This window comes from Catenovulum sp. SX2, assembly GCF_052056295.1.
Taxonomy (GTDB): Bacteria; Pseudomonadota; Gammaproteobacteria; order Enterobacterales; family Alteromonadaceae; genus Catenovulum.
In genome coordinates this window covers 57,312-78,768 of record NZ_CP182493.1, presented here as the reverse complement: position 1 = coordinate 78,768, position 21,457 = coordinate 57,312, and the positions used below count along the sequence as shown (strand labels likewise).

16 protein-coding genes are annotated in these 21,457 nt (G+C 41.0%); 11 read left to right on the top strand and 5 right to left on the bottom strand.

All coding sequences use genetic code 11. The annotated features are described in order from the left end of the window. Positions 1-80: 80 nt before the first annotated feature. From ACMZOO_RS00360 to ACMZOO_RS00330, 7 genes are all read left to right on the top strand, one after another. Positions 81-1,643 carry a cellulose binding domain-containing protein gene (locus ACMZOO_RS00360; protein WP_440904684.1) on the top strand — a complete coding sequence of 521 codons (1,563 nt, stop codon included), beginning with the start codon at positions 81-83 and terminating at the stop codon, positions 1,641-1,643. A 4-nt stretch (positions 1,644-1,647) separates the two neighbouring features. After that, entirely contained in the window at positions 1,648-4,839 is a 3,192-nt protein-coding gene (locus ACMZOO_RS00355) for a DUF1592 domain-containing protein (protein WP_440904682.1), read from the top strand. Between the two features lie 25 nt (positions 4,840-4,864). Beyond that, positions 4,865-6,091, top strand: coding sequence for a DUF1552 domain-containing protein (locus tag ACMZOO_RS00350; RefSeq protein WP_440904680.1), 1,227 nt, complete (start codon positions 4,865-4,867; stop codon positions 6,089-6,091). 194 nt (positions 6,092-6,285) lie between these two features. Beyond that, entirely contained in the window at positions 6,286-6,768 is a 483-nt protein-coding gene (locus ACMZOO_RS00345; protein WP_440904679.1) for a (2Fe-2S)-binding protein, read from the top strand. An 11-nt stretch (positions 6,769-6,779) separates the two neighbouring features. After that, a complete protein-coding gene (locus ACMZOO_RS00340) occupies positions 6,780-8,966 on the top strand; it encodes a molybdopterin cofactor-binding domain-containing protein (protein WP_440904677.1) in 2,187 nt (728 codons plus the stop codon). A 13-nt stretch (positions 8,967-8,979) separates the two neighbouring features. Next, a complete protein-coding gene (locus ACMZOO_RS00335) occupies positions 8,980-10,050 on the top strand; it encodes an XdhC family protein (protein WP_440904676.1) in 1,071 nt (356 codons plus the stop codon). 105 nt (positions 10,051-10,155) lie between these two features. After that, complete coding sequence (locus ACMZOO_RS00330) at positions 10,156-11,073, top strand: AraC family transcriptional regulator (protein WP_440904675.1); 918 nt, start codon at positions 10,156-10,158, stop codon at positions 11,071-11,073. Here the strand turns inward: ACMZOO_RS00330 and ACMZOO_RS00325 are convergent. Beyond that, positions 11,070-14,186, bottom strand: coding sequence for an efflux RND transporter permease subunit (locus ACMZOO_RS00325; protein WP_440904674.1), 3,117 nt, complete (start codon positions 14,184-14,186; stop codon positions 11,070-11,072). The genes ACMZOO_RS00330 and ACMZOO_RS00325 overlap by 4 nt on opposite strands. A gap of 13 nt (positions 14,187-14,199) precedes the next feature. Beyond that, on the bottom strand, positions 14,200-15,357 hold the full coding sequence (locus ACMZOO_RS00320; RefSeq protein WP_440904673.1) for an efflux RND transporter periplasmic adaptor subunit: 1,158 nt from the start codon (positions 15,355-15,357) through the stop codon (positions 14,200-14,202). A 209-nt stretch (positions 15,358-15,566) separates the two neighbouring features. On the opposite strand from ACMZOO_RS00320, the gene sbcB reads away from it, so the two are divergent. The 4 genes from sbcB to ACMZOO_RS00300 all read left to right on the top strand — a co-directional run bounded on the left by sbcB (position 15,567) and on the right by ACMZOO_RS00300 (position 19,305). Then, on the top strand, positions 15,567-17,006 hold the full coding sequence (gene sbcB, locus ACMZOO_RS00315; protein WP_440904672.1) for an exodeoxyribonuclease I: 1,440 nt from the start codon (positions 15,567-15,569) through the stop codon (positions 17,004-17,006). A gap of 269 nt (positions 17,007-17,275) precedes the next feature. After that, complete coding sequence (locus tag ACMZOO_RS00310; protein ID WP_016955935.1) at positions 17,276-17,767, top strand: hypothetical protein; 492 nt, start codon at positions 17,276-17,278, stop codon at positions 17,765-17,767. 76 nt (positions 17,768-17,843) lie between these two features. Next, a complete protein-coding gene (locus ACMZOO_RS00305) occupies positions 17,844-18,338 on the top strand; it encodes a glutathione peroxidase (protein WP_016955934.1) in 495 nt (164 codons plus the stop codon). Then, on the top strand, positions 18,313-19,305 hold the full coding sequence (locus ACMZOO_RS00300; protein ID WP_440904671.1) for a 2-hydroxyacid dehydrogenase: 993 nt from the start codon (positions 18,313-18,315) through the stop codon (positions 19,303-19,305). Before ACMZOO_RS00305 ends, ACMZOO_RS00300 begins: the two co-directional genes overlap by 26 nt. Positions 19,306-19,308: 3 nt before the next feature. Here ACMZOO_RS00300 and pyrF read toward each other — a convergent pair whose 3' ends face one another. Genes pyrF through ACMZOO_RS00285 form a run of 3 tightly spaced genes read right to left on the bottom strand, consistent with a single transcriptional unit; the run spans position 19,309 to position 21,455 of the window. After that, complete coding sequence (gene pyrF / locus ACMZOO_RS00295) at positions 19,309-20,013, bottom strand: orotidine-5'-phosphate decarboxylase (RefSeq protein WP_440904670.1); 705 nt, start codon at positions 20,011-20,013, stop codon at positions 19,309-19,311. Between the two features lie 5 nt (positions 20,014-20,018). Next, on the bottom strand, positions 20,019-21,167 hold the full coding sequence (locus tag ACMZOO_RS00290; protein WP_440904668.1) for a hypothetical protein: 1,149 nt from the start codon (positions 21,165-21,167) through the stop codon (positions 20,019-20,021). Next, the gene (locus tag ACMZOO_RS00285; protein WP_016955930.1) at positions 21,168-21,455 is read right to left on the bottom strand and encodes a lipopolysaccharide assembly protein LapA domain-containing protein; all 288 of its coding nucleotides are present in this window, start codon (positions 21,453-21,455) and stop codon (positions 21,168-21,170) included. Between the last annotated feature and the right edge of the window lie 2 nt (positions 21,456-21,457).

Below are 21,457 nucleotides of genomic sequence, written 5' to 3'. Positions count from 1 at the left end.
ATAATTTCTCCACAATTTCTGCACAATGTACAACTATAATTTTGTGAACTTGTTAAATACATCTAAATAAGGATATATGTATGAGCAATTACCCTCCCACCCGTTTTAAAAAATCGAAAATATTTTTGCTTATCACTGTCCCTTTGTGGGCTTATCAAACCCAAGCTGCACAATGTGAGTTTAGTGTTGTGAATGAATGGCAAAATGGCTATACAGGCAATTTGGAGATCACCAATAACAGCAATGAGGTTATCAATGGCTGGCAAGTTGAATTAGCCTTCAATCAAAATGAAACCGTTGGCAGTGCTTGGGGTTCTAATTTAACTGGCAGTAATCCATATTTGTTTACCAACAAAGGTTGGAATAGCCAAATTAACCCTGGCGAATCCAAATCCTTTGGATTCAATGGTACAAAACCTAATGGGTCACTTGTCTCGCAGCCGACTTTAGCTGGAGTGTGTGATGAGTCTCAAATTACGATAGAAGTTGAAGAGCCTCAACCTGAATCCGCAGAGTGTCAGCTAACCATTGAATATGAGTGGAATTCTGGTTTTAGAGCACGAGTTGATATTAGCAATACCGCCAATCAAGCAATCCAAGGCTGGCAAGTATTAATGCAGTTCGAAGATGCAACTAAAATTACTGGCGTTTGGCATGGTAATCATACAGGCAGTAACCCATATACAATAGTAAACGAGCAGTACAACACCAGCATAGCAGCAGGGCAAACCATTAATTTCGGTTTTAATGCAGAGAAAGCGGTTGCTGACACAGCACCAACAATTCCAGCATTGGGCGGGTTATGTTCATTTGACGGAAGCATTAATCATGCACCGACCGCAGTCGCGACCGCTTCAGTGACATCAGGCGAAGGACCATTAAGTGTGACCTTCAATGCTACTCAGTCAGCAGATATAGATGGTGATGCATTAACGTATCTGTGGGATTTTGGCGATGGAAGCTCATCAACCGAGGTTCAACCTAGCCATATTTACCAACAACAAGGCAATTATACTGTTAGCTTAACGGTTAGTGATGGTGCTGTCAGTTCGAGTGCTGAGCCGATTACTATCTCTGTAGCAGAGCCACAAATAAGTTTACCTTATGTATTAGACAGCAATAACTCATCACTGTATTTCGTTTCAACCAAAAAAGAACACACGGTTGAAACTCATACATTCCAAACTTTATCTGGTGGCATTTCACTTGACGGTGAGGCGAACTTACAAATTGATTTAAGTAGCGTTGACACTGGGGTAGATACCCGTGATGGGCGTATGACTGAACATTTATTTGTTGTTGATACTTATCCGTTTGCGCAAGTTAGCTTGTCGTTAGATTACGATACGGTTAAAGCTGTTCCAACAGGAGCAACAGAGGGAATGGACATTAGTGCGACGTTAAATTTGTATGGCGTTGATATCCAAATCGATACCCAAGTACAGGTAAGCCGTTTGTCTGCATCGCGAATTTTGGTTCAGAACAGTCACCCTATCCTGCTTGATGCAACTGACTTTGGACTTGAAATGGGCATAGAAACCTTAAGAACGTTAGCAAATTTAACGTCAATAAGTTATGCCGTGCCAGTGAACTTTAATTTAGTGTTCCAAACACAAGAACCAGCACAAGCAGATGAGGAGTAGAACAATGAGATTAACTAACTTTCAACACTTGTTTTCCCCTGATGCAAACAGTACGTCTAAAATGAAGCATACTTGTTTGCCTGCTTTATTGTTTATGGGAATGGGATTGTTATCGCACAACGCCTTTGCTGCAACCTGTGAATTTTCCATACCGGATAATTGGAACAGCGGATTTAAAACCGAAATTATCATTCAGAATGATGAAACAGCCAAAGACGACTGGACTCTCAACCTTACTTGGCCACAAGGTGTATCCATAAATAATGGTTGGAATGCAACATACAGTTGTAGCGATACTGGATGTACCATCCAAAATGCCAATTCCGTCCTCAATCCAAATGAAAGATTAGGGCTTGGTTTTGTCGCCAGTAAAAATGGTTACGACGGAGAAATTGAGCTGACGCTAACGGGTGATATTTGCGATGGCCTTGCAGACCCATCACCTAGCGATAGTGACGGTAATAACGACAATCAAAGCGACACTGGCTTGTGGCAGTTAATTGGCGACACTTCGTCATTAAGTTACGTATCGGTGAAAAAATTACACACGGCAGAAATCAATCAGTTCCAAGGGAATGATATTAACGGTCATGCATTATCCGGTAGCATTGATTTTGATGGTAATGTGGTGTTAGCGGTTGACTTAAACAAGATAGAAACCGGTGTGGATATTCGTAACAGTCGTGTCGTCGATTTATTATTCGCCACCGAGCTTTTACCTACGGCCTATTTCACGACACAAATAGACACATCTGAAATATCTGCTATACCAACAGGCGATATTGCAACTCAGACGGTTAACGGTGAGCTAACTATACACGGTGTAAGCCAACAAATTTCGTTGGACTTATTGGTAACTAAACTTGGGGTTGGCACAGTTAAGGTTTCAACCTTACGACCGCTGATAGTTGACAGTAATAGTTTTGATATGGCTTATGGTATTGAGGCTTTGCGTGTTGTCGCTGGGTTGTCGGGAATTGGCGAAGCCGTACCTGTTTATTTCGACTTGCAGTTTACCTCCGTCAGTACGAATAATTTTGTTCAAACTGCAAAAGCTGACGAGCCCATCGCACCAGACAGTTTGATGGTGCAGTATCAACCGTCAGACAATCAGGCGCACTTAAATTGGCGCGATAACAGTAATAATGAAACGTCTTACCTTGTGCGGCGTCAAGCCATAGGCGGAGATTGGCATACAGTAGCTGAGCTTGCAGCCAGTGCAACCTTAATGTCCGAAGGCTTGCCTGATACCGGCGAATTTAACTATAAAGTTATTGCGCTTAACCAAGGCATACCTTCTTTACCAACAGATGCAGTTTCGATAACAGTAACTGAAACCAATGCGATAGCCAGGGGGATGGAACAATTCAACGCCAATTGTGCCGGCTGTCATGGTTCCGAAGGTGGCGGTTTAGGCAGTTTCCCTGCGCTAAACACAGAACGAAATGTCGATGCTATGATTGAAACCATAGTTAGCACAATGCCGTATAGTAATCCTGCGTCTTGTGATCAGCAATGTGCTGAAGACATTGCAGCTTATATTCAAACATTATGGCCGAGCACATTAACTTGTGATGTCGGTGTTACGCCGGTTGCTTATGGTGCAAGGCAACTCAAGCTGCTGACTCAACGTGAATACCAAAATACAGTTGAAGATTTGTTGAAAGTGGATTATCAGGTCGCTGATGGTCTATCACCTGACAGCCAAGTAGGATTTTTCACCAACAATACTCACGCCAGCGTATTGTCGACCACATATAACAACTATTTATTGGTAGCTGAAGAACTCGCTCAATGGTCTGCGGATAGGAATTTCTCCAACCTCTTATCATGTGCAGCTATTGATGAAACTTGTGCTGCAGCACTCATCACGGATGTTGCACCTAAGATATTTAGACGGCCATTAACAGCGGATGAACAAAGTGCCTATGAAGCTATTGCGTTAGGCACATTCAATGGTGGTGATATTGCCGCAGGTATGCAGTTGGCGTTAGAAGGTTTGTTATCTTCGCCACAGTTTATTTATCGTCATGAGTTGGGTGAAGCTAACCCGGATAATCCAGAATTGGATTACGATGCCTTTGAATTAACATCGTACGAAATGGCGACCTTCTTAGCTTATACCTTCACAGGCTCAACGCCCGATGATGAATTACTAGCAGCGGCTGCCAATGACGAACTGCGAGATGAAGACCAGATAATGCAACACGCAGCCCGATTAGCCGCAAGTGCAGAAGGTGTGTTGGCTGATTTTATTGGCAGTTGGCTAGGTACAGCGGACTTAGAAGTGGCAGCGAAAGATCAAACTTTATATCCAAACTACCAAGATTTAGTGCCACATATGAAAGAAGAGTTAAATAAAACCTTCGCTTGGATCATGATGCAGCAGGATGAAGGTTTCGCATCACTCTACACGGCTAATTTCACATTCTTAAATGAAACACTGGCGAATCACTATGGTATCTCAGGTGTGACAGGACAAGAAATGCAAAAAGTCGCGACAGCAAACCGTGGTGGTATTTTAGCCAACGGAGCGTTTATGGCGCGCTGGGCAGAGCCGGCTGAATCCCACCCTGTGATCCGTTCGGTTCGTGTTCGACGCCGTATGTTGTGTCAAGATCAGCCAGATCCACCAGCTGGTACATTTGAAGCTCGCGAAGAAAAACTTGCGCAGTTATCTGAATTCCTGCAAGACCCAACAACCACTAATCGCGACAAGTATCACGCGTTAACTGCAGAAACCCCGTGTAGTAGTTGTCATTCACAGTACATAAATCCACTTGGATTTGGTATGGAAGACTTCGACGCTGTCGGTAATGTGCGAAGTAGTGACCTTAAAGGTAACCTGATTGACGCATCAGGCACTCTGTACGCGCCAGAAAACTATGCAGACCTTGATTCAGAACTTAGCTTTTATGGAACTCAGGGTTTAGCAAACCTAATGGCAGGATTAGACTCAGCGCAAAATTGTTTAACACAACAAATGTTCCGTTACACAATGGGCGTTGGGCATGATGAGATTGATCCTAATAATCCAGAAGATGCAAGTTTGCCACAAACAGAACAAGCTGGTTATTTATGTGAAATCGACACGCTAAAAGACAGGATGATAAACGAAAGTCCAAGAGCCATGTTAGAGAACTTTGGTTATCTAAAATCAGTTAGATATCGCAAAGCTTGGTCAAGAGATGAATAGCCGTTGAGCTGCAAAGGAAATTATCATGAATAAATATCAATTAGATAAACTAGCAATGTCACGTCGCAGCTTGTTAAAAATGGTTGCAGCCTCTGGCATATCAAGTTCGTTAATTCGCACTTCCCCTCTTGTAGCCGGGATCTTGTTCTCACGACATGCCGACGCTCAAGAGTCTGGATTACCCAATAAAACCATTTGCATTTTCACGCCGGGCGGCGCTATTGCCAACCTGTGGAATCCTACAGGAACGGGCGACGATATGGTAATGGGCGTGATGTCACAGGGCTACGATTCGGTAAAAAACGAATGTAACTTTTTGGTGAACATGGCACACGGTAATGCTGGTCACGGTCGAATGCCGATCATTTTGGCAAAAGAATGGAACAGTGACAGTTACGACGTCATGATGGGCAATGCACTAGGGCCAGACATGCCATTTCGTTACATCAACTTAGGTGTTCACAGTAACGGTGCTAACTATATGACTAAAGACAACAACAACCGAATACCATTTCAGGATAACCCATTTACTGTGTTCGATTTAGTTTTTGGTTCTAGTCAAGGCAGTAGTGTAAAAACGCCTATCATGAATGCTCATGTGTCTGCAGCGAATGCCATTCGTAGCAAATTGGCAGGTTATGAAGTGCAAAGAATGGATGACCATTTAGATGCTATTGCTGATACTCAACGTCGCTTGGATGAATTATCCGGTGGTACGAGTTGTGCTATCGCACCTGATAATACAGAATTTGCACTCACCCACGAAACTTTCTCCCAGCAAGCTCGATTGCAAGCAGATATTGCAGTTGCAGCATTACAATGCGGATTAACCCGTTCAGTTTCTTTAGCGTACGGCAATAGTCAATGCAACTTTAGAATTCCAGAACTAAATTATCAAGGTGTATATCACCAGTCGATCCACGGAGGCAGTGGTGGTCAGGCGAATTACCCCTACTACACAGAAATGCGCAGCCATATGGCAAGCTATAACGCGTATTTAATCCAAAAGCTAAAAACCGCAGGTATTTTGGATAGTACTATCGTGTTGGAAACAACAGACATGGGCCACGCGGATATCCACTCTGCAAGCCCAGTGGCATACACAATCGCCGGTGGTGGTACAAGGGTTAATCGCGGCGTAGTTACAAACGCAGGTACTGCTTATGATCATCACGATGTGCTTTATACCGCAGCTCAAGCATGTGGTGTCGATATCGGCTTTGGTAAAGAGATACCGGGCGTAATAGCTTAAATCAATACCAATATAAAGGGCGAAAAAGCCCTTTATATTGGTAAAACATAACAAGCTACGCATGCTTTTATCTTGGCGCAAATCAAAAAGTGTAGAAATAGGCAAAACTTTCAGACGATCTGAGCAAAACATTTCCCCCAAAGCGACTATTCTATTAAAGCGACTACAAATAGAAGTGCCACAGGAGAAAGAAAATGCCAGTTACAATTAGTATAAATGGACAAACCCGAAGCATTGATGCCCCCGAATCAACGCCATTACTTTGGGTTATTAGAGATACGTTAAATTTAACCGGAACTAAGTTTGGCTGTGGTATGGCTATGTGTGGAGCATGCACAGTTCATTTAGACGGCCAGCCTGTGCGCTCATGTTCAACGCCGATTAGCTTAGCCAAAGGCAAAAACGTTACCACCATTGAAGGGGTTGGCAAAATTAATCACAAAGCGATTGCGGTACAAAATGCCTGGACAGAGTTACAAGTACCTCAATGCGGTTATTGCCAGTCAGGGCAAATAATGTCGGCGGTTGCGTTACTCGAAAAAAATCCAACACCTTCAGATGATGATATAGACGCAGCTATGGGCGGTAATATTTGCCGATGCGCAACTTACGTGCGAATTCGCAGTGCCATCAAACTCGCGGCTAAACAAATTGCCGCAACAGAGCAAACTATATAAGGATATTTAATATGCGCAGACTCATCAATCAAACATTCACAACACCAGTTAATGACCGTCGCCAATTTTTAAAAGTGATGGGCGGATTAGGTGCAGGTTTAACAATTGCTCTGCATAGCCCACTCTCATTTGCTGAAACCCAGCAAACAAGCAGTCAACCTCAAGCTTTTACTGCAAACGCCTTTGTGCGAATAAATCTTGATAATACTGTGACTGTTTATATCAAACACATAGAAATGGGCCAAGGCACCTTTACCGGTTTGGCTACATTGGTCGCTGAAGAATTAGAAGCGGATTGGTCACAAATTCGCTCAGAAGCGGCTGCCACCGACAGTAAAAAATACAACAATCTGTTTTGGGGCCCGATGCAAGGTACTGGCGGCAGTTCAGCGATTGCCAATTCATACCAACAAATGCGGATGGCCGGTGCAACAGCCAAAACCATGTTACGACAAGCCGCAGCACAATTATGGCAAGTGCCAATACAACAAATTGAAGTTGAAAAAGGTATAGTTAAACACGCCAAATCGGGCAAACAAGCCCCGTTTGGCGAACTCGCGAGCATAGCAGCAACTTTGCCTATGCCTGATGAAAGTCAAATAAAACTAAAAGACCCAAAAGATTTTAAACTCATTGGCAAACAAAATTTATCGCGCAAAGACACGGGCAAAACCAATGGCACAGCCATTTTCACCCAAGATATTCAATTTGATGGCATGTTAACCGCTATGGTTTTACACCCACCCAAGTTTGGCAGCACAATAAAATCGTTTGATGCTAGTGCCTGCAAAAGCAGCCCTGGTGTGGTTAAAGTGGTGCAAATTCCAACTGGCATTGCAGTTTTAGCAACTGATTATTGGAGCGCCAAAAGCGCACGCGACAAGCTCAAAGTAATTTGGGATCACAGTAATGCTTATACCGGCAGTTCGACACAAATCATGGCCGAATATAAAAAAGTCGCGGCAAAACCAGGATTAGTCGCACGTGAGCAAGGCAATCTAACAAAGAGTTTAGCCAATGCCGAAACTGTGCTTGAAGCCACTTATGAGTTCCCTTACCTCGCCCACGCAGCTATGGAGCCGATGAATTGTGTTGCATTAGTAAATAACAGCAGTTGCGAAATATGGAATGGCGAACAATTTCAAACTATCGACCAAATGAATATAGCCAAGACTCTTAACTTGCCAACCGACAAAGTTAAAATACATATGTTATTTGCTGGCGGCAGTTTTGGCAGACGGGCTAACCCTAAATCAGATTATTTAATTGAAGCGGTTGAAATTGCCCGTTTAGTCAAAGGCACAGCTGTAAAGCTAGTGTGGAGTCGCGAAGATGATATGCGAGCAGGTTATTTCCGCCCTGCTTATGTACACAAGCTAACCGGTGCATTAGATAAAGACGGCAATATTAGTGCGTGGCAGCAGCACATAGTTGGCCAATCTATTGTCACTGGCACCATATTTGAACAAGGCATGGTCAAAAATGGCATAGATGCTACTTCAGTTGAAGGTGCATCTAATATTCCTTATGCAATTCCCAATGTAAAAATAGAATCAACCACAGTTGCCCAAGGCATACCTGTGCTGTGGTGGCGCTCTGTTGGCAGTACCCATACAGCTTATGCGGTCGAAACCTTTATTGATGAATTAGCCGCCAAAGCTGGACAAGATCCATATCAAGTTAGACGCAAACTATTGGCCGACCATCCAAGGTTAAAAGGCGTATTAGAATTAGCTGCAACTAAAGCCAACTGGGGCAAAAAAATGCCAAAGAATTGGGGCCGAGGCATAGCAGTGCACGAATCTTTTAACAGTTATGTCGCGCAAGTTGTGGATGTGTCAGTTAATACCAGCGGGCAATTTAAAGTTGAGAAAGTAGTTTGTGCGGTTGATTGTGGTGTTGCTATTAATCCAGATATCATACGAGCCCAAATGGAAGGTGGTATAGGTTTTGGTTTATCCCCTACTTTAATGAGCGCGATTAACATTGAGCAAGGGGAAGTGGTTGAATCAAACTTTCACAATTATCAGGTGCTGCGCATCAATCAAATGCCTGAAATTGAAGTGCATATTATGCCGTCTGCAGAGCCACCAACAGGTGTTGGTGAACCGGGTGTACCACCTATTGCACCTGCGGTTGCTAACGCTTTAGCCAATGCGACCGCTAAAAGGTATTACCAATTGCCAATCAAAGTATAAATGAGAGGTTGATATGGCAAATGCTTTAAATACATTGTTAGCGACATGGTATTCTCAAAAAGACTCTGTTGCTTGGGTGCTAGGAACCATTTATCAAACTAAAGGGCCTGCTTATCGCAAAGCCGGCGCTATGATGCTGTTTAGCAGTGATGGCCAGCAACTCGGTATGTTAAGTGGCGGCTGTTTAGAATCTGATATTTCGCGGCATGCTCGACAAGTAATGCTCAGCCAACAGCCTAAGTTACTGACCTACGACGGCACAGATGAAGATGATATGGCGTTTCAGCTAGGTATCGGCTGTGGTGGTATTGTTGAATTAATGCTCCAGCCAATTTCGTCTAACAATGCTTATTTGCAGCTGGATAAAGTTTATCAAGCTTTAATTAAACATCAGGCCGGTCAATATCATCAATTAATTCCAAGCGCAGATAACCAATTTTCACTTGATGGCTATTTTGTTCCTACTGAATTGAGCAACCAACATAAATCATTAGATAGAAACCAATTTGCTCGTTGCCGTCAAAAAGATAATCAAACTTGGTTAATCACGGATATTCAGCCTCCTATACATATTTTAATTGCTGGCGGAGGAATAGATGCACGACCCGTAGCTAGCATAGCGAAACAACTCGGTTGGCGCGTGACAGTTTGGGACCCTCGCCCGGCAAATGCTCGAGCCGAGTATTTTTCCGCGGCAGACAATTTACTTAAATATCCGGCAAATAAACTGAATGATTATATAAATGAGCAACAAGTAAATGCAGTAGTTGTTATGACACACAATGTAAAATTGGATGCTGAAGTATTACAGACACTGCCAAATTGCCAAGCTGAATTTATTGGACTATTAGGCCCGATTAATCGTCGAGATAAAGTGCTAAAACAAGCGAAGCTAACACTATCAGATTTACCTGTTGAGCTGTGTTCGCCGATTGGATTAGATATTGGTGGCCAGTTACCTGAAAGCATTGCGCTGTCAATTATTGCTCAGTGTCATTGTGTATTACATCAAAAAAGTGCCCTACCGCTTAACCAATGTAACTCTGATGCAAAGGCAATCAATCACCTGCAACTGGTCATGTGACTTGAGTAAATGGAGGAATAGGCAAAAAACATAGAGAATTACACAATTAAAATGTTTAGCTTCTAATATACTTAAAGCAGTCTTTATTTATTTGGAATAAACAACATGCCTATCTCGCCAGGTCTTGCCTCCTCTTTAAGCGAATTAGCTGAGTTATTAAAAAAGCAGCTCCCGCAGGACGGCAAAACAGCGTTAAATATTCCTAACTGCTATTTAGTTAAGTCGTCAAAAACCAATAAAGAATCTATTCGAGTTGCCAGTAGACGAGGTATTTGCATTGTAGCGCAAGGCGCAAAACGCGTTATGTTGGGTGAAAGTATCTACGAATACGATGCTAGCCAAATAGCCATTTATTCGGCTGAAGCGCCGGTTGCTTCGAATATCATTCGGGCCAATGTGTTAGAGCCTTATTTATGCTTTGTAATGGAAATTGACTCGCAACAATTATCAGAACTGTCGCTAAAAGTATTTCCAAATGGCATTCCACAAGTTAACCAAACCCAAGCTATTTATATTAGCGACAATGATAAAGAATTAGTCGACTGTGCAATTAAATTAGTTAAGTTGCATGAACAAAGTGACAAAGCACCACTAATCAGCCCTTTGATTATTGAAGAGATGTTACTACGGCTGTTAACTAGCCCAATAGGTGGACAAATTGCGCAAATAGGTGCGGAAAACTCAAATATATACAAAATATCTAAGGCGATAAACTGGCTAAGAAACCACTACCCTGATCCACTTAAAGTTGACGAATTAGCGCATAAATCGAATATGAGCCCATCGTCATTTTTCCAACATTTTAAACAAGTTACTTCGATGAGCCCACTGCAGTTTCAAAAAAGCATTCGACTGCAAGAAGCGCGTTATATCATGCTCAACAAAATGTTAGATGTGAATACCGCAAGCTCTATGGTTGGCTATGCGAGCGTTTCGCAATTTAGTCGCGAGTACTCACGTTATTTTGGCATATCACCGAGTAAAGACGTTGCCAACATTCGCAGTCAACAACGTATCGCTTAGTTTGACTTTAGCTTGTTGCGCATTGAATTAAAGTTTTCAATTAATACATAAAAGAGTGGAACGAACAGAATAGTTAAACCTGTTGCTGTGATCATGCCACCAATCACACTAATCCCTATCGCGTTTTGACTGGCAGCCCCTGCTCCGCTGGAAATAGCTAAAGGTAAAACTCCCATAGTAAAAGCAAGTGAGGTCATAATAATCGGCCGGAACCTTTGTTTTGCTGCCAGCGCTATCGCTTCGGTTAATTTATGTTGACCTGAGTCAACTTGAGATTTGGCAAATTCGACAATTAAAATTGCATTTTTTGCAGCTAAACCAACCGTTGTTAACAAAGCGACCTGCAAATACACATCGTTCGATAAGTTAAATAACCAAGCGGCGATAATAGTACCTAAAATACCCAAGGGAATAATAAATAACACTGACAAAGGCACGCGCCAGCTTTCGTATAGTGCCGCCAACGCCAAAAACACCATTAGGATAGAGAGCAAATACAAGAGTACAGCTTGACCACCAGTTTGCTGCTCTTCATAAGAAATACCGTACCATGCAACTTGATAACCTCCTTCTAGCTGAGCAACCAACTTTTCAACTTGTTCCATTGCCTCACCAGAACTAATACCTGTGGCTGGCGCGCCCAAAAAGTTGATTGATGCGTTGCCATTAAAGCGTTCTAATTTAGGAGAGCCCATCTGCCAACTTGGTTGCGAAAAAGCATCAAACGAGACCATTTGCCCCTGTTGGTTGCGCACATGCCAGTTTGCAACATTCTCTGGCATCATTCTAAATTCGCTGTCGGCTTGTAAATACACACGTTTTAATCGGCCTCGGTCGAGATAATTATTAACGTATTTGCCACCCCATGCAATTTGCAACGTTTGATTGATATCACTTAAAGCAATGCCAAGTGCACTGGCTTTTTCGCTGTTAATGTCCAACTGAAACTGTGGTACATCACTTAATCCATTTTGCCGTACCCCAACTAACTTGTGATCGTTCGCCGCCAGAGCTAATAAACGTTTAACCGCTTCAGCTAACTTTTGTTGGCCTTGGCCATTTGCATCAACCAATTGAAAATTAAATCCCGAGGAATTACCCAATTCTCGAATGGGTGGAGGGAAAAAGGTAAAAACACTAGCATCTTTAATTTTACTTAATGCTGCTCTCGCTCTATCGTTTATCGCAAATACACTCTGTTCGCTTTCGGTACGTTCAGACCAATCTTTTAAACCGACAAAACCAATACCAGCATTTTGTGCTGAGCCAGCAAAACTAAAACCAACGACCGCAAACATGTGCTCAACTAAATCGCCTTGTTGATCTAAAAAATAATCTTCAATTTGTTTCGCTGATTCTAATGTTCGATTGGCTGTCGCATTTTGTGGGGTTTTTAACGTCATATACATAATGCCTTGGTCTTCATTCGGAATGAATGACTTAGGTAAGTCGCTAAACAAATAAGTTAAGCCGCCAAGCAACAAAGCGTAGATTCCAACAAAACGTAATGTTCTGCGCAGCATATAATGCGTGGCGTTTTGATATTTCTCTCTGACTCTATCGAAATAGAAATTAAAACCGCGAAAGAATTTTAACTTGTGTAGACCGGTATTTTGTTGTGGTTTTAAAAAACTTGCGCATAAGGATGGCGACAAGATCATTGCAACCAACACAGATAACGACATTGCTGTAATAATAGTGATGGAAAACTGTCGATAAATAACCCCTGCAGCACCACTAAAAAATGCCATAGGAACAAACACTGTTGACAGCACAATCGCAATACCAATCAAAGCACTACTAATTTGACTCATAGATTTTATCGTTGCTTGTTTAGCTGGCAAATGTTCTTCGTGCATAATGCGCTCAACATTTTCGACTACAACAATGGCATCATCCACCAACAGGCCAATTGCCAACACCATAGCAAACATAGTTAAAACATTAATGCTGTAGCCAAATACACTCAGCACAGCAAAGGTGCCGAGTAACACAACAGGCACTGCAATAGTCGGAATTAACGTGGCGCGCAAATTTTGTAAAAACAACAACATAACAAAAAATACTAAGACAACGGCTTCGATTAAAGTTTTGACTACTGATTCAATAGACAGCTGAATAAAAGGCGTGGCATCCCGTGGGTAAACTACTTTTATGTTTGGCGGTAAAGTTTTAGCTATTTTAGCGACTGTTTGTTTAATGAGTTTTGAGCTTTCAAGCGCATTTGCACCACTGGCTAAACTAACGCCCATGCCCACAGCGGGTTTGCGTTTATAACGAACCAACACATCGTAAGATTCTGCTCCTCGTTCAACCCTAGCGACATCGGCTAATCTAAGCTGCGAACCATCTTCATTTACCCGAATAATAATTCTTTCAAACTCTTCAACTGACTCTAACCTAGCTTGTGCGGTAAAAGTCGCATTAATCTGTTGGTTAGCAGTGGCTGGCATACCACCAATTTGACCAGCCGAAACATCAATATTTTGCGCTCGAATGGCATTTTCCACATCCACTGGCGTGAGTGCATAACTGTGTAACTTTTGTGGATTAAGCCAAATTCGCATTGCATATTGGCTGCCAAAGAAGTTTACATTGCCAACACCATTTAAGCGGGAAATAGGCTCGCGGATTAACCTATTGGCTAAATCACCAACATCCGTTTGTGTCAAAGAATCGTCTTCCGAATACACACCAATAACCATCAAATAACTGCTATTGGCTTTACTGACATTAACACCCAATGCTTGTACTTCCGGCGGTAATTGTGCAATTGCTGACTGAATTTTATTTTGTGTTTGCACCTGAGCTGTATCTGGATCAGCCTCTGGTTCAAAAGTTAAAGTAATTGACGCGCTACCATCAGAGCTACTTGACGAAAAGTAACGTAAATTATCTATACCAGTTAAACTTTGTTCGATAAGCTGGGTCACTGAACTTTGCACTGTGCGGGCTGACGCGCCAGGATAATTAGCAGAAATAGTCACAGTTGGTGGTGCAACTTTTGGGTATTGTTCAACCGGCAATTTTTGCAGTGCTAATACACCCATTAGCATAATTAAAATTGCAATCACCCAAGCAAAAACCGGACGTTCGATAAAAAATTTAGCCATTTGATCTACTCAACTAAGAATTAAACGCGTATTGGTCGTTAATGAAAGTTGGCTTGACCAAGTCGCCAGACGTTAAGTTTTGATAACCACTGATGATAATTTTATCACCTGCATTTATGCCAGAATCGACCACCCAATAATCTTGATAGCTCATACGCACATTTAATTCATGCGGAAAAGCCTGATTGTCTTTGTTGATTAACCACACCTGGAGATTGCCTAAACTATTTAACATCGCAGATTTTTGTGGGATTAAAATGGCATTAAACTGGCCCAAGTTAATTTGTGCGGTCACGAAAGTGCCGGGCAAAAAGTAGAAGTGGCTGTTATCAACTTCTCCACGAAAAGTAACTGTGTCTGTACTTTGTTGAATGCTCAGCTCTGCAAGTTTTACCTGCCCTTGACTGCTAATACTGCCCGAATCTGTGTCTGCACGAACCGTCATAGCCAAAGGTTGATTATCTTTTAATAAAGTTTGTTGTAACTTAAATGACTTTTTACGGCTTTCCTGTAAATCAACAACTGCAGGGTTAAGCTGGGTAATTGTGGTCAGTATTTGAGGCTGACTTACGCTAAGCAATGTGCCTTCAGTGACCATAGAACGTCCAATATGGCCAGAAATAGGCGCATATACTTTTGTATAATCAAGCTGTTGCTGGGCTATTTGTAGTTGAGCTCGAGCAACTTCTACCGCTGATTTTTTAAAAAGTAGTTCGGCTTGGCTGTTTTCAAAATCTTGCTGACTAATTGCATTTCGTTTAATTAAATTGCTGTAGCGCAGTATTTGGCTTTCAGCCAAAGCAAAATCAGCTTTGGCATGCTCAAGGTTAGCTTTAGCGATTGCTAAACCAGCTTTGTATTGGGTATCGTCGATTTGATATAACTGTGTACCTTTTTCTATATACTGACCTTCTTCGAATAAACGCTGAACAATTATTCCATCAACTTGTGGTCGAATATCAGCAAACTTAGACGCAACAACACGGCCAGATACCTGCATCACCTCATCTATCAACTGAGTCTGTAAAATTAGCCCATCAACAGCTGTCGTTGGTGGAGCTGATGAAACAGCTAAGCTATTGGAATTGCTTTTGGCATGGCAGTTAATTCCCCAATAACTAGCTGCGACACCGAATACCAGTATGGCAAGCGAAATGTTTACAATTTTCATCTCAACCTCAAATTTAAATATGCTGAAACCCTGCTGGCTATTGTATGAAATGAATGCGCTTTGCTTTTGCCGGAAAATCCTTAGTTATTGCCTATTTCTCCAATAACCCAAGATAAGAATAAGTTAGTAGCAGAATTGGTGGTTGCGTCGCCCTCCATCGACAGGGATAATTGGGTTAACTAAACGAATGGCTAACAAAATAATTATTGATGAATAAGCAAAACAACCAGCCAAGCATTTTATGGCACGATTATGAAACTTTCGGGGCTAATCCTAAACTAGATCACCCATCGCAATTTGCTGCTATCCGCACTGATTTAGAATTAAACGAAATTGATGAGCCAAAAGAATATTTCTGTAAACTGCCAATGGATTATTTGCCTAACCCTGAAGCTTGTTTAATTACAAAAATCACGCCGCAAATAGTCGAGCGTAAAGGTGTGTGTGAACATCAGTTTATGCAAAAAGTGTTAGCTGAAATGTCTAAACCAAATACGTGTAGCGCTGGTTACAATACCATTCGCTTTGATGATGAAGTAACACGTTATAGTGCTTACCGTAATTTTTTTAACCCATACGAGCGCGAGTGGAAAAACGGTAACAGCCGTTGGGATATTATAGATTTAGTCAGAACCTGTTACGCGCTTAGGCCTGAAGGTATAAACTGGCCGAAAAAAGAAGATGGTTCGCCTAGCTTTAAGTTAGAAGATTTAACCGTAGCCAATGGTTTAGCCCATGAAAATGCGCATGATGCAGTTTCAGATGTGCGGGCAACCATTGCCATGGCGCGATTAATTAAAGAAAAACAGCCTAAGCTGTATCAATATATTTTTGAAATGCGCAATAAACGCAAATTGGCTGAGTTAATAGACATTAATAACCTAACGCCATTAATGCATGTTTCATCAAAAATAAAAGCCGAGCATGGTTGTTGCACTTGGATTTGCCCTATTGCTTGGCATCCAACTAACAATAATGCGGTGATAGTGCTAAATCTAGCGTTAGATCCAAAACCTTTGGTTAATTTGTCGGTTGATGAAATCAAACAAAATATGTTTAAACCTAGCAGCGAATTTGTTGAAGGTGAATCGCGTTTGCCTATTAAGCTGATTCATCTAAATAAATGCCCTGTACTCGCCACAGCAAAAACTTTGTTACCAGAAAATGCAGAGCGATTAAAAATAGACAGACAGCAGTGTTTAGATAACCTGGCATTTATTAAACAAAATCCAGTAATTCGCGAAAAGCTTACGCAAGTGTATGAGTCTATGGAATTTGATGCTCCGGTTGATGCTGATTTTGCGCTATACGATGGTTTTGCTTCTGATGCAGACCAAGCAGTGATGGAACAAATTCAACAAAAACGTGTAGATGCGTTAGCTGAATTTCAGCCTCATTTTGAAAATGAACGTTATTCAACTTTATGGTTTCGTTTTAAAGGACGTAACTACCCTCACCTACTTTCAGTAGAAGAACAGGCTAAATGGCGGGCACATTGTCAGCAAAGGTTAACCGATGACAGTGGCACTTTTGGCCTGAGTATTAATAGCTTTGCAGCTCAAATTCAGCAATTAGCTGAACAACACTCAGCCGATCCGACGAAAATGGCGGTATTAAAGTCACTTTATCAATATTTAAACGAAATTTAAGGATAAATTATTAGACACAATGGGGATCTTTTGTCTAAAATTTTAGATAAATGTGACAGCATGTAAAATTCGTGCGGTTTTCATTTTCTGATTTGCTAAACATTTTGAAATTGACTTGTCATTTTTTAATGTTTTTAAGCGGTAAACAAAAATTGACAATTAGATGAGTATGCATTGTGCCTGTACCTGACTATATTCCAGATCACCTGAAAGTGATACTGAATGAAGACGCGCACGGAATCAGTTTCCCATGTAACTCAGGATGCCAGATGCGGTTTATACGCAATAAAAAAGACCTAGGTGGTTTTTATTCGTATAAACAATGGGGTGGAATTGAAAAAGCTTTAAAAGCTGCGATTAATCGCAATAAACAACTTAAAGCTTTGTACCCAACCCATATGATTAAGCGTAAGCATAAACCAAATCCAAACACGAGTTGTGGTTACAATGGAGTTGGTTATCGAGAAAAATTGGACAAAAGACGTGGTGAAATAGAACGCTTTTATTGGGTAAGCTATCGAAAAAATGGCAAACCTGCAGTTAAAACATTTTCTTTGGGTTATACGGATTTTTCACCAGAGTTGCAATTACATGCCTATCGCACTGCCGTGCAGTTTCGCGCAGAGTGGGATGAACTTGGGCATGATATGAACGAAGGCAAATATAAAGATTGGAAAAAACAACGTTTATATAATTTTGGCTACCCTGCTTTTGAACATACAAAAGCGCGCAGAAAACGTACGTTAAAGAAAACGGCATGATGCTGTTTTCTTTGATTGCTTTCTAGCCCCTTAATGGCGTAGTATACCGATAGATTAAGGCTTCAAGGAGTGAACTATGTCAAATATCTATCAATTTTCTGTTGAAAAAGCCAATGGCCACCAAACATCATTGAATCATTACCAAGGTAAATGGTTGTTGATTGTTAATACAGCTAGCCATTGTGGTTTTACCCCGCAATATGAAGGTTTAGAAAAACTCCAACAAGATCATGGTGGTAACTTACAAGTTTTAGCCTTTCCTTGTAACCAATTTGGTGAGCAAGAGCCTGGCAGAAACGACGAAATCCAAAGTTTCTGTAGCCTTATGTATAAAGTCAGCTTTCCTGTATTTGCTAAAATAGAAGTAAATGGTGAAAACGCCCACCCACTTTTTAAATATCTTAAGAAGCAAAAAAAGGGATTATTAGGCAGCGAATCAATTAAATGGAATTTTACTAAATTTTTAGTATCTCCAGACGGTGAAGTTGTTAAGCGTTATGGTTCAACAACTACACCAGAAAAAATTGCTAGCGAGGTTGCTCAATATGTCCATCAAGATTGCCCTGTTTAGTGCTAAACCTTACGACAAAATTTATTTTGAGCAATTTAAAGCTGAGTTAAATTGCCAAATTGATTATTTTGAAGTTGCGCTAACTGAGCATAGTGTTCAACTCTGTCAGACGGGTTTCGATGCTGTCTGTGTGTTTGTAAATGATTCAGTTAATGAAGCCGTATTAACGCAATTAGCAGAGTTTAACTGCAAAATAATTGCATTAAGGTGTGCTGGTTTTAATAATGTAGATTTAGTCTCAGCTGATAAATTAGGCTTATCTATATGTCGTGTACCAAGTTATAGCCCACAAGCAGTCGCTGAACATACAGTCGGTTTAATGTTGACTTTAAGTCGCAAGTTCCACAAAGCCTACAACAGAGTTAAAGAAGATAACTTTTCACTCAATGGTTTATTAGGATTCAACTTATTCAACAAAACGGTTGGGATAATTGGCACTGGACAAATCGGCCAAGCAACTATAAATATTTTACATGGATTTGGCTGTAGCATTTTAGCCTTTGATCCGACACAAACTGAGATAGATGGTGTTAACTACGTCAGTTTAGATGAACTTTATAAAAATTCAGATATTATCAGCTTACATTGCCCTTTAACCCCTCAAACTCATCATTTGATTAACCAACAAAGCTTAGAACAAATGCGCGATGGTGTAATGATTATCAACACTAGCCGAGGTGGTTTAATTGACACAGACGCTATGATTAAAGGTTTAAAAGCGCGAAAAATTGCTTACCTTGGTTTAGATGTGTACGAGCAAGAAGCGAATTTATTTTTTGAAGATTTAAGCAATGAGATTATTGATGATGATGTTTTTCAGCGCTTATTAACTTTTCCGAATGTACTGATCACAGGCCATCAAGGCTTTTTCACTCAAGAAGCGTTAGCAGCGATAGCAAGCACAACCTTGAACAATATAAGCCAATTGCTTAATGAACAAGGTTGCGATAATCAAATAAAGCTCTGATTTTTAACCTAACAAGGACTGATTGATTTCAGTTAATACTTGTTTTGGATTTGCCGCTTGAGTAACCGGGCGGCCAATAACTAAATAATCTGAGCCTGATTGAATAGCTTGTACTGGCGTCATAATGCGCTTTTGGTCGCCAACTGCACTACCTGCCGGACGAATACCCGGGGTGACTAGTTTAAAGTCGCTACCATAGGTTGATTTTAACACTGAGGCTTCTTGCGCTGAGCAAACAGCCCCATCTAAACCAGCTTGTTGAGCAAGCCCAGCTAATGCGATAACTTGCTCACCTGCATTGCGCTGAATGCCAATTTGCTGAATATCATTATCATCCATACTAGTTAACACAGTCACACCAATCAATAATGGTGGCACAGCACAGTTGTCATTAAGCATTTCACGCGCAGTCCGCATCATAGTAGTACCACCACTACAATGTACATTAACCATCCAAACTCCTAGCTGTGCGGCAGCTAAACAAGCTTTGGCTGTAGTCGCTGGAATATCGTGAAATTTTAAGTCTAGAAAAATGTCAAAACCTTTGTTAACTAGTGTTTTAACGAATTCAGGGCCAAAGTAGGTAAACATTTCTTTGCCTACTTTCAAACGACAATCTTCTGGAGAAATTTGCTCGACAAATGATAAAGCCTTATGTGCATCATCAAAATCTAAAGCGACAACTACGGGTGAATCTGTCATATTCATTAAGTTTAATCTCCAGTTAGTCCAATAATAGGTTTAACACTGCCCCAATGCTTGCAGCGCGGGCATTGCCAAAATAATAAGCTACCTTGATAACCACATTGATCACATTCAAACTTAGGTAACTGTTTTAATTTGTTTCTCACCATACCTTCTAAATTCAGCATCATTTGTTGTGCTTCAGGTGAGTCAATTTTTTTAGCGTTTAAATGTAATAGATGAGCAAATCCGTTGATGGTTGCATGTTTTTCTAAAAGTTGTAGTACTTTTTTGCGTGCTTCAGAGTTTTTACTTTGATTTTGGTAAATATCAGCTATTTGCGCAACCACGGCCGTACTACTGGTGATTTGACCAATTTGTTCTAAAAACGCTAATTTACTCTGTTCATCTTGAATAAAAGTATCAATTTTATCCATTAACAACACGGCAAATTCAGGACACTGTTTAGCCAGCTCTAACGCACAGTCATGCGCCTGATTATAGGCTTTATTAGCAGCGTAGTGTTCAACCAACTCTAAATACGCCCGTGCACAATTAGTTTGCAAAGCAATGGCTTTAATAAGCATCTGCGCTTTGATTTCGCCTTGTTGCAATGAAGCAAGTTCACACAATAAGTATGCTTTAGTATTGGAAAAGTTTTCACCCTCCAAAACTTCAACAGGTTCAATCATGTCATAGGCTTTTTGCCAGTCTTTAAACACTTGGTAAACACGCGACAACATAACTCGCGCTTCTCGAGCACATTGTTTATCGTCTAATAAAGGTAACAACAAAGCTTCTGCTCTGTCGTATAAAGCGCAATCTATATAGTCGCGCGCCAATTGCATAATGGAGGTGCGACGTTGTTCTGGGCTTAAAACGTCTTGTTTAGCTAAAAATTGATGGATTTTTATCGCGCGGTCGTTTTCGCCTTTCGCTCTAAAGAGTTTGCCTAGGGCGATATGAGTGGTAAAGGTTTCGTTATTAACTTCAAGGTTTTCAATTAAAACATTAATGGCTTTGTCGCGCTGATTATTTAAGAAAAGATTCAAACCAGATAAGAAGTCTTGGTTAATTTTTTCATGCTGTTTTAATTGCTCTTTGCGAAAGCTATTACGTCCCATGATATAGCCGTACCAAGCGACTACAGGTAGGAGCAAAAATAAAATTTCAGGCATTTATTGATCTTTAATTTGCAATCTGAGCATTTCGATTTCTCGATTAAGCTTATTTATTTTCCAATTGCGTTTTTGTAATTGATATCTCAGTTTAAAAGCATAAATAGCCCAAACAATGGACGATAACATTACACCAATAAACAGGAATAGCGCTAGAGCTACAGCTAGCGGCATAGATTTTACAGCTAATAAGTAGTTGAGCTCGATCTGGCTGGTATTATAACTGGACAACAATAATAAAATACCAGCTAGAACAATAGCTACTAATAAATAAAGCGCTGTTTTCAAAA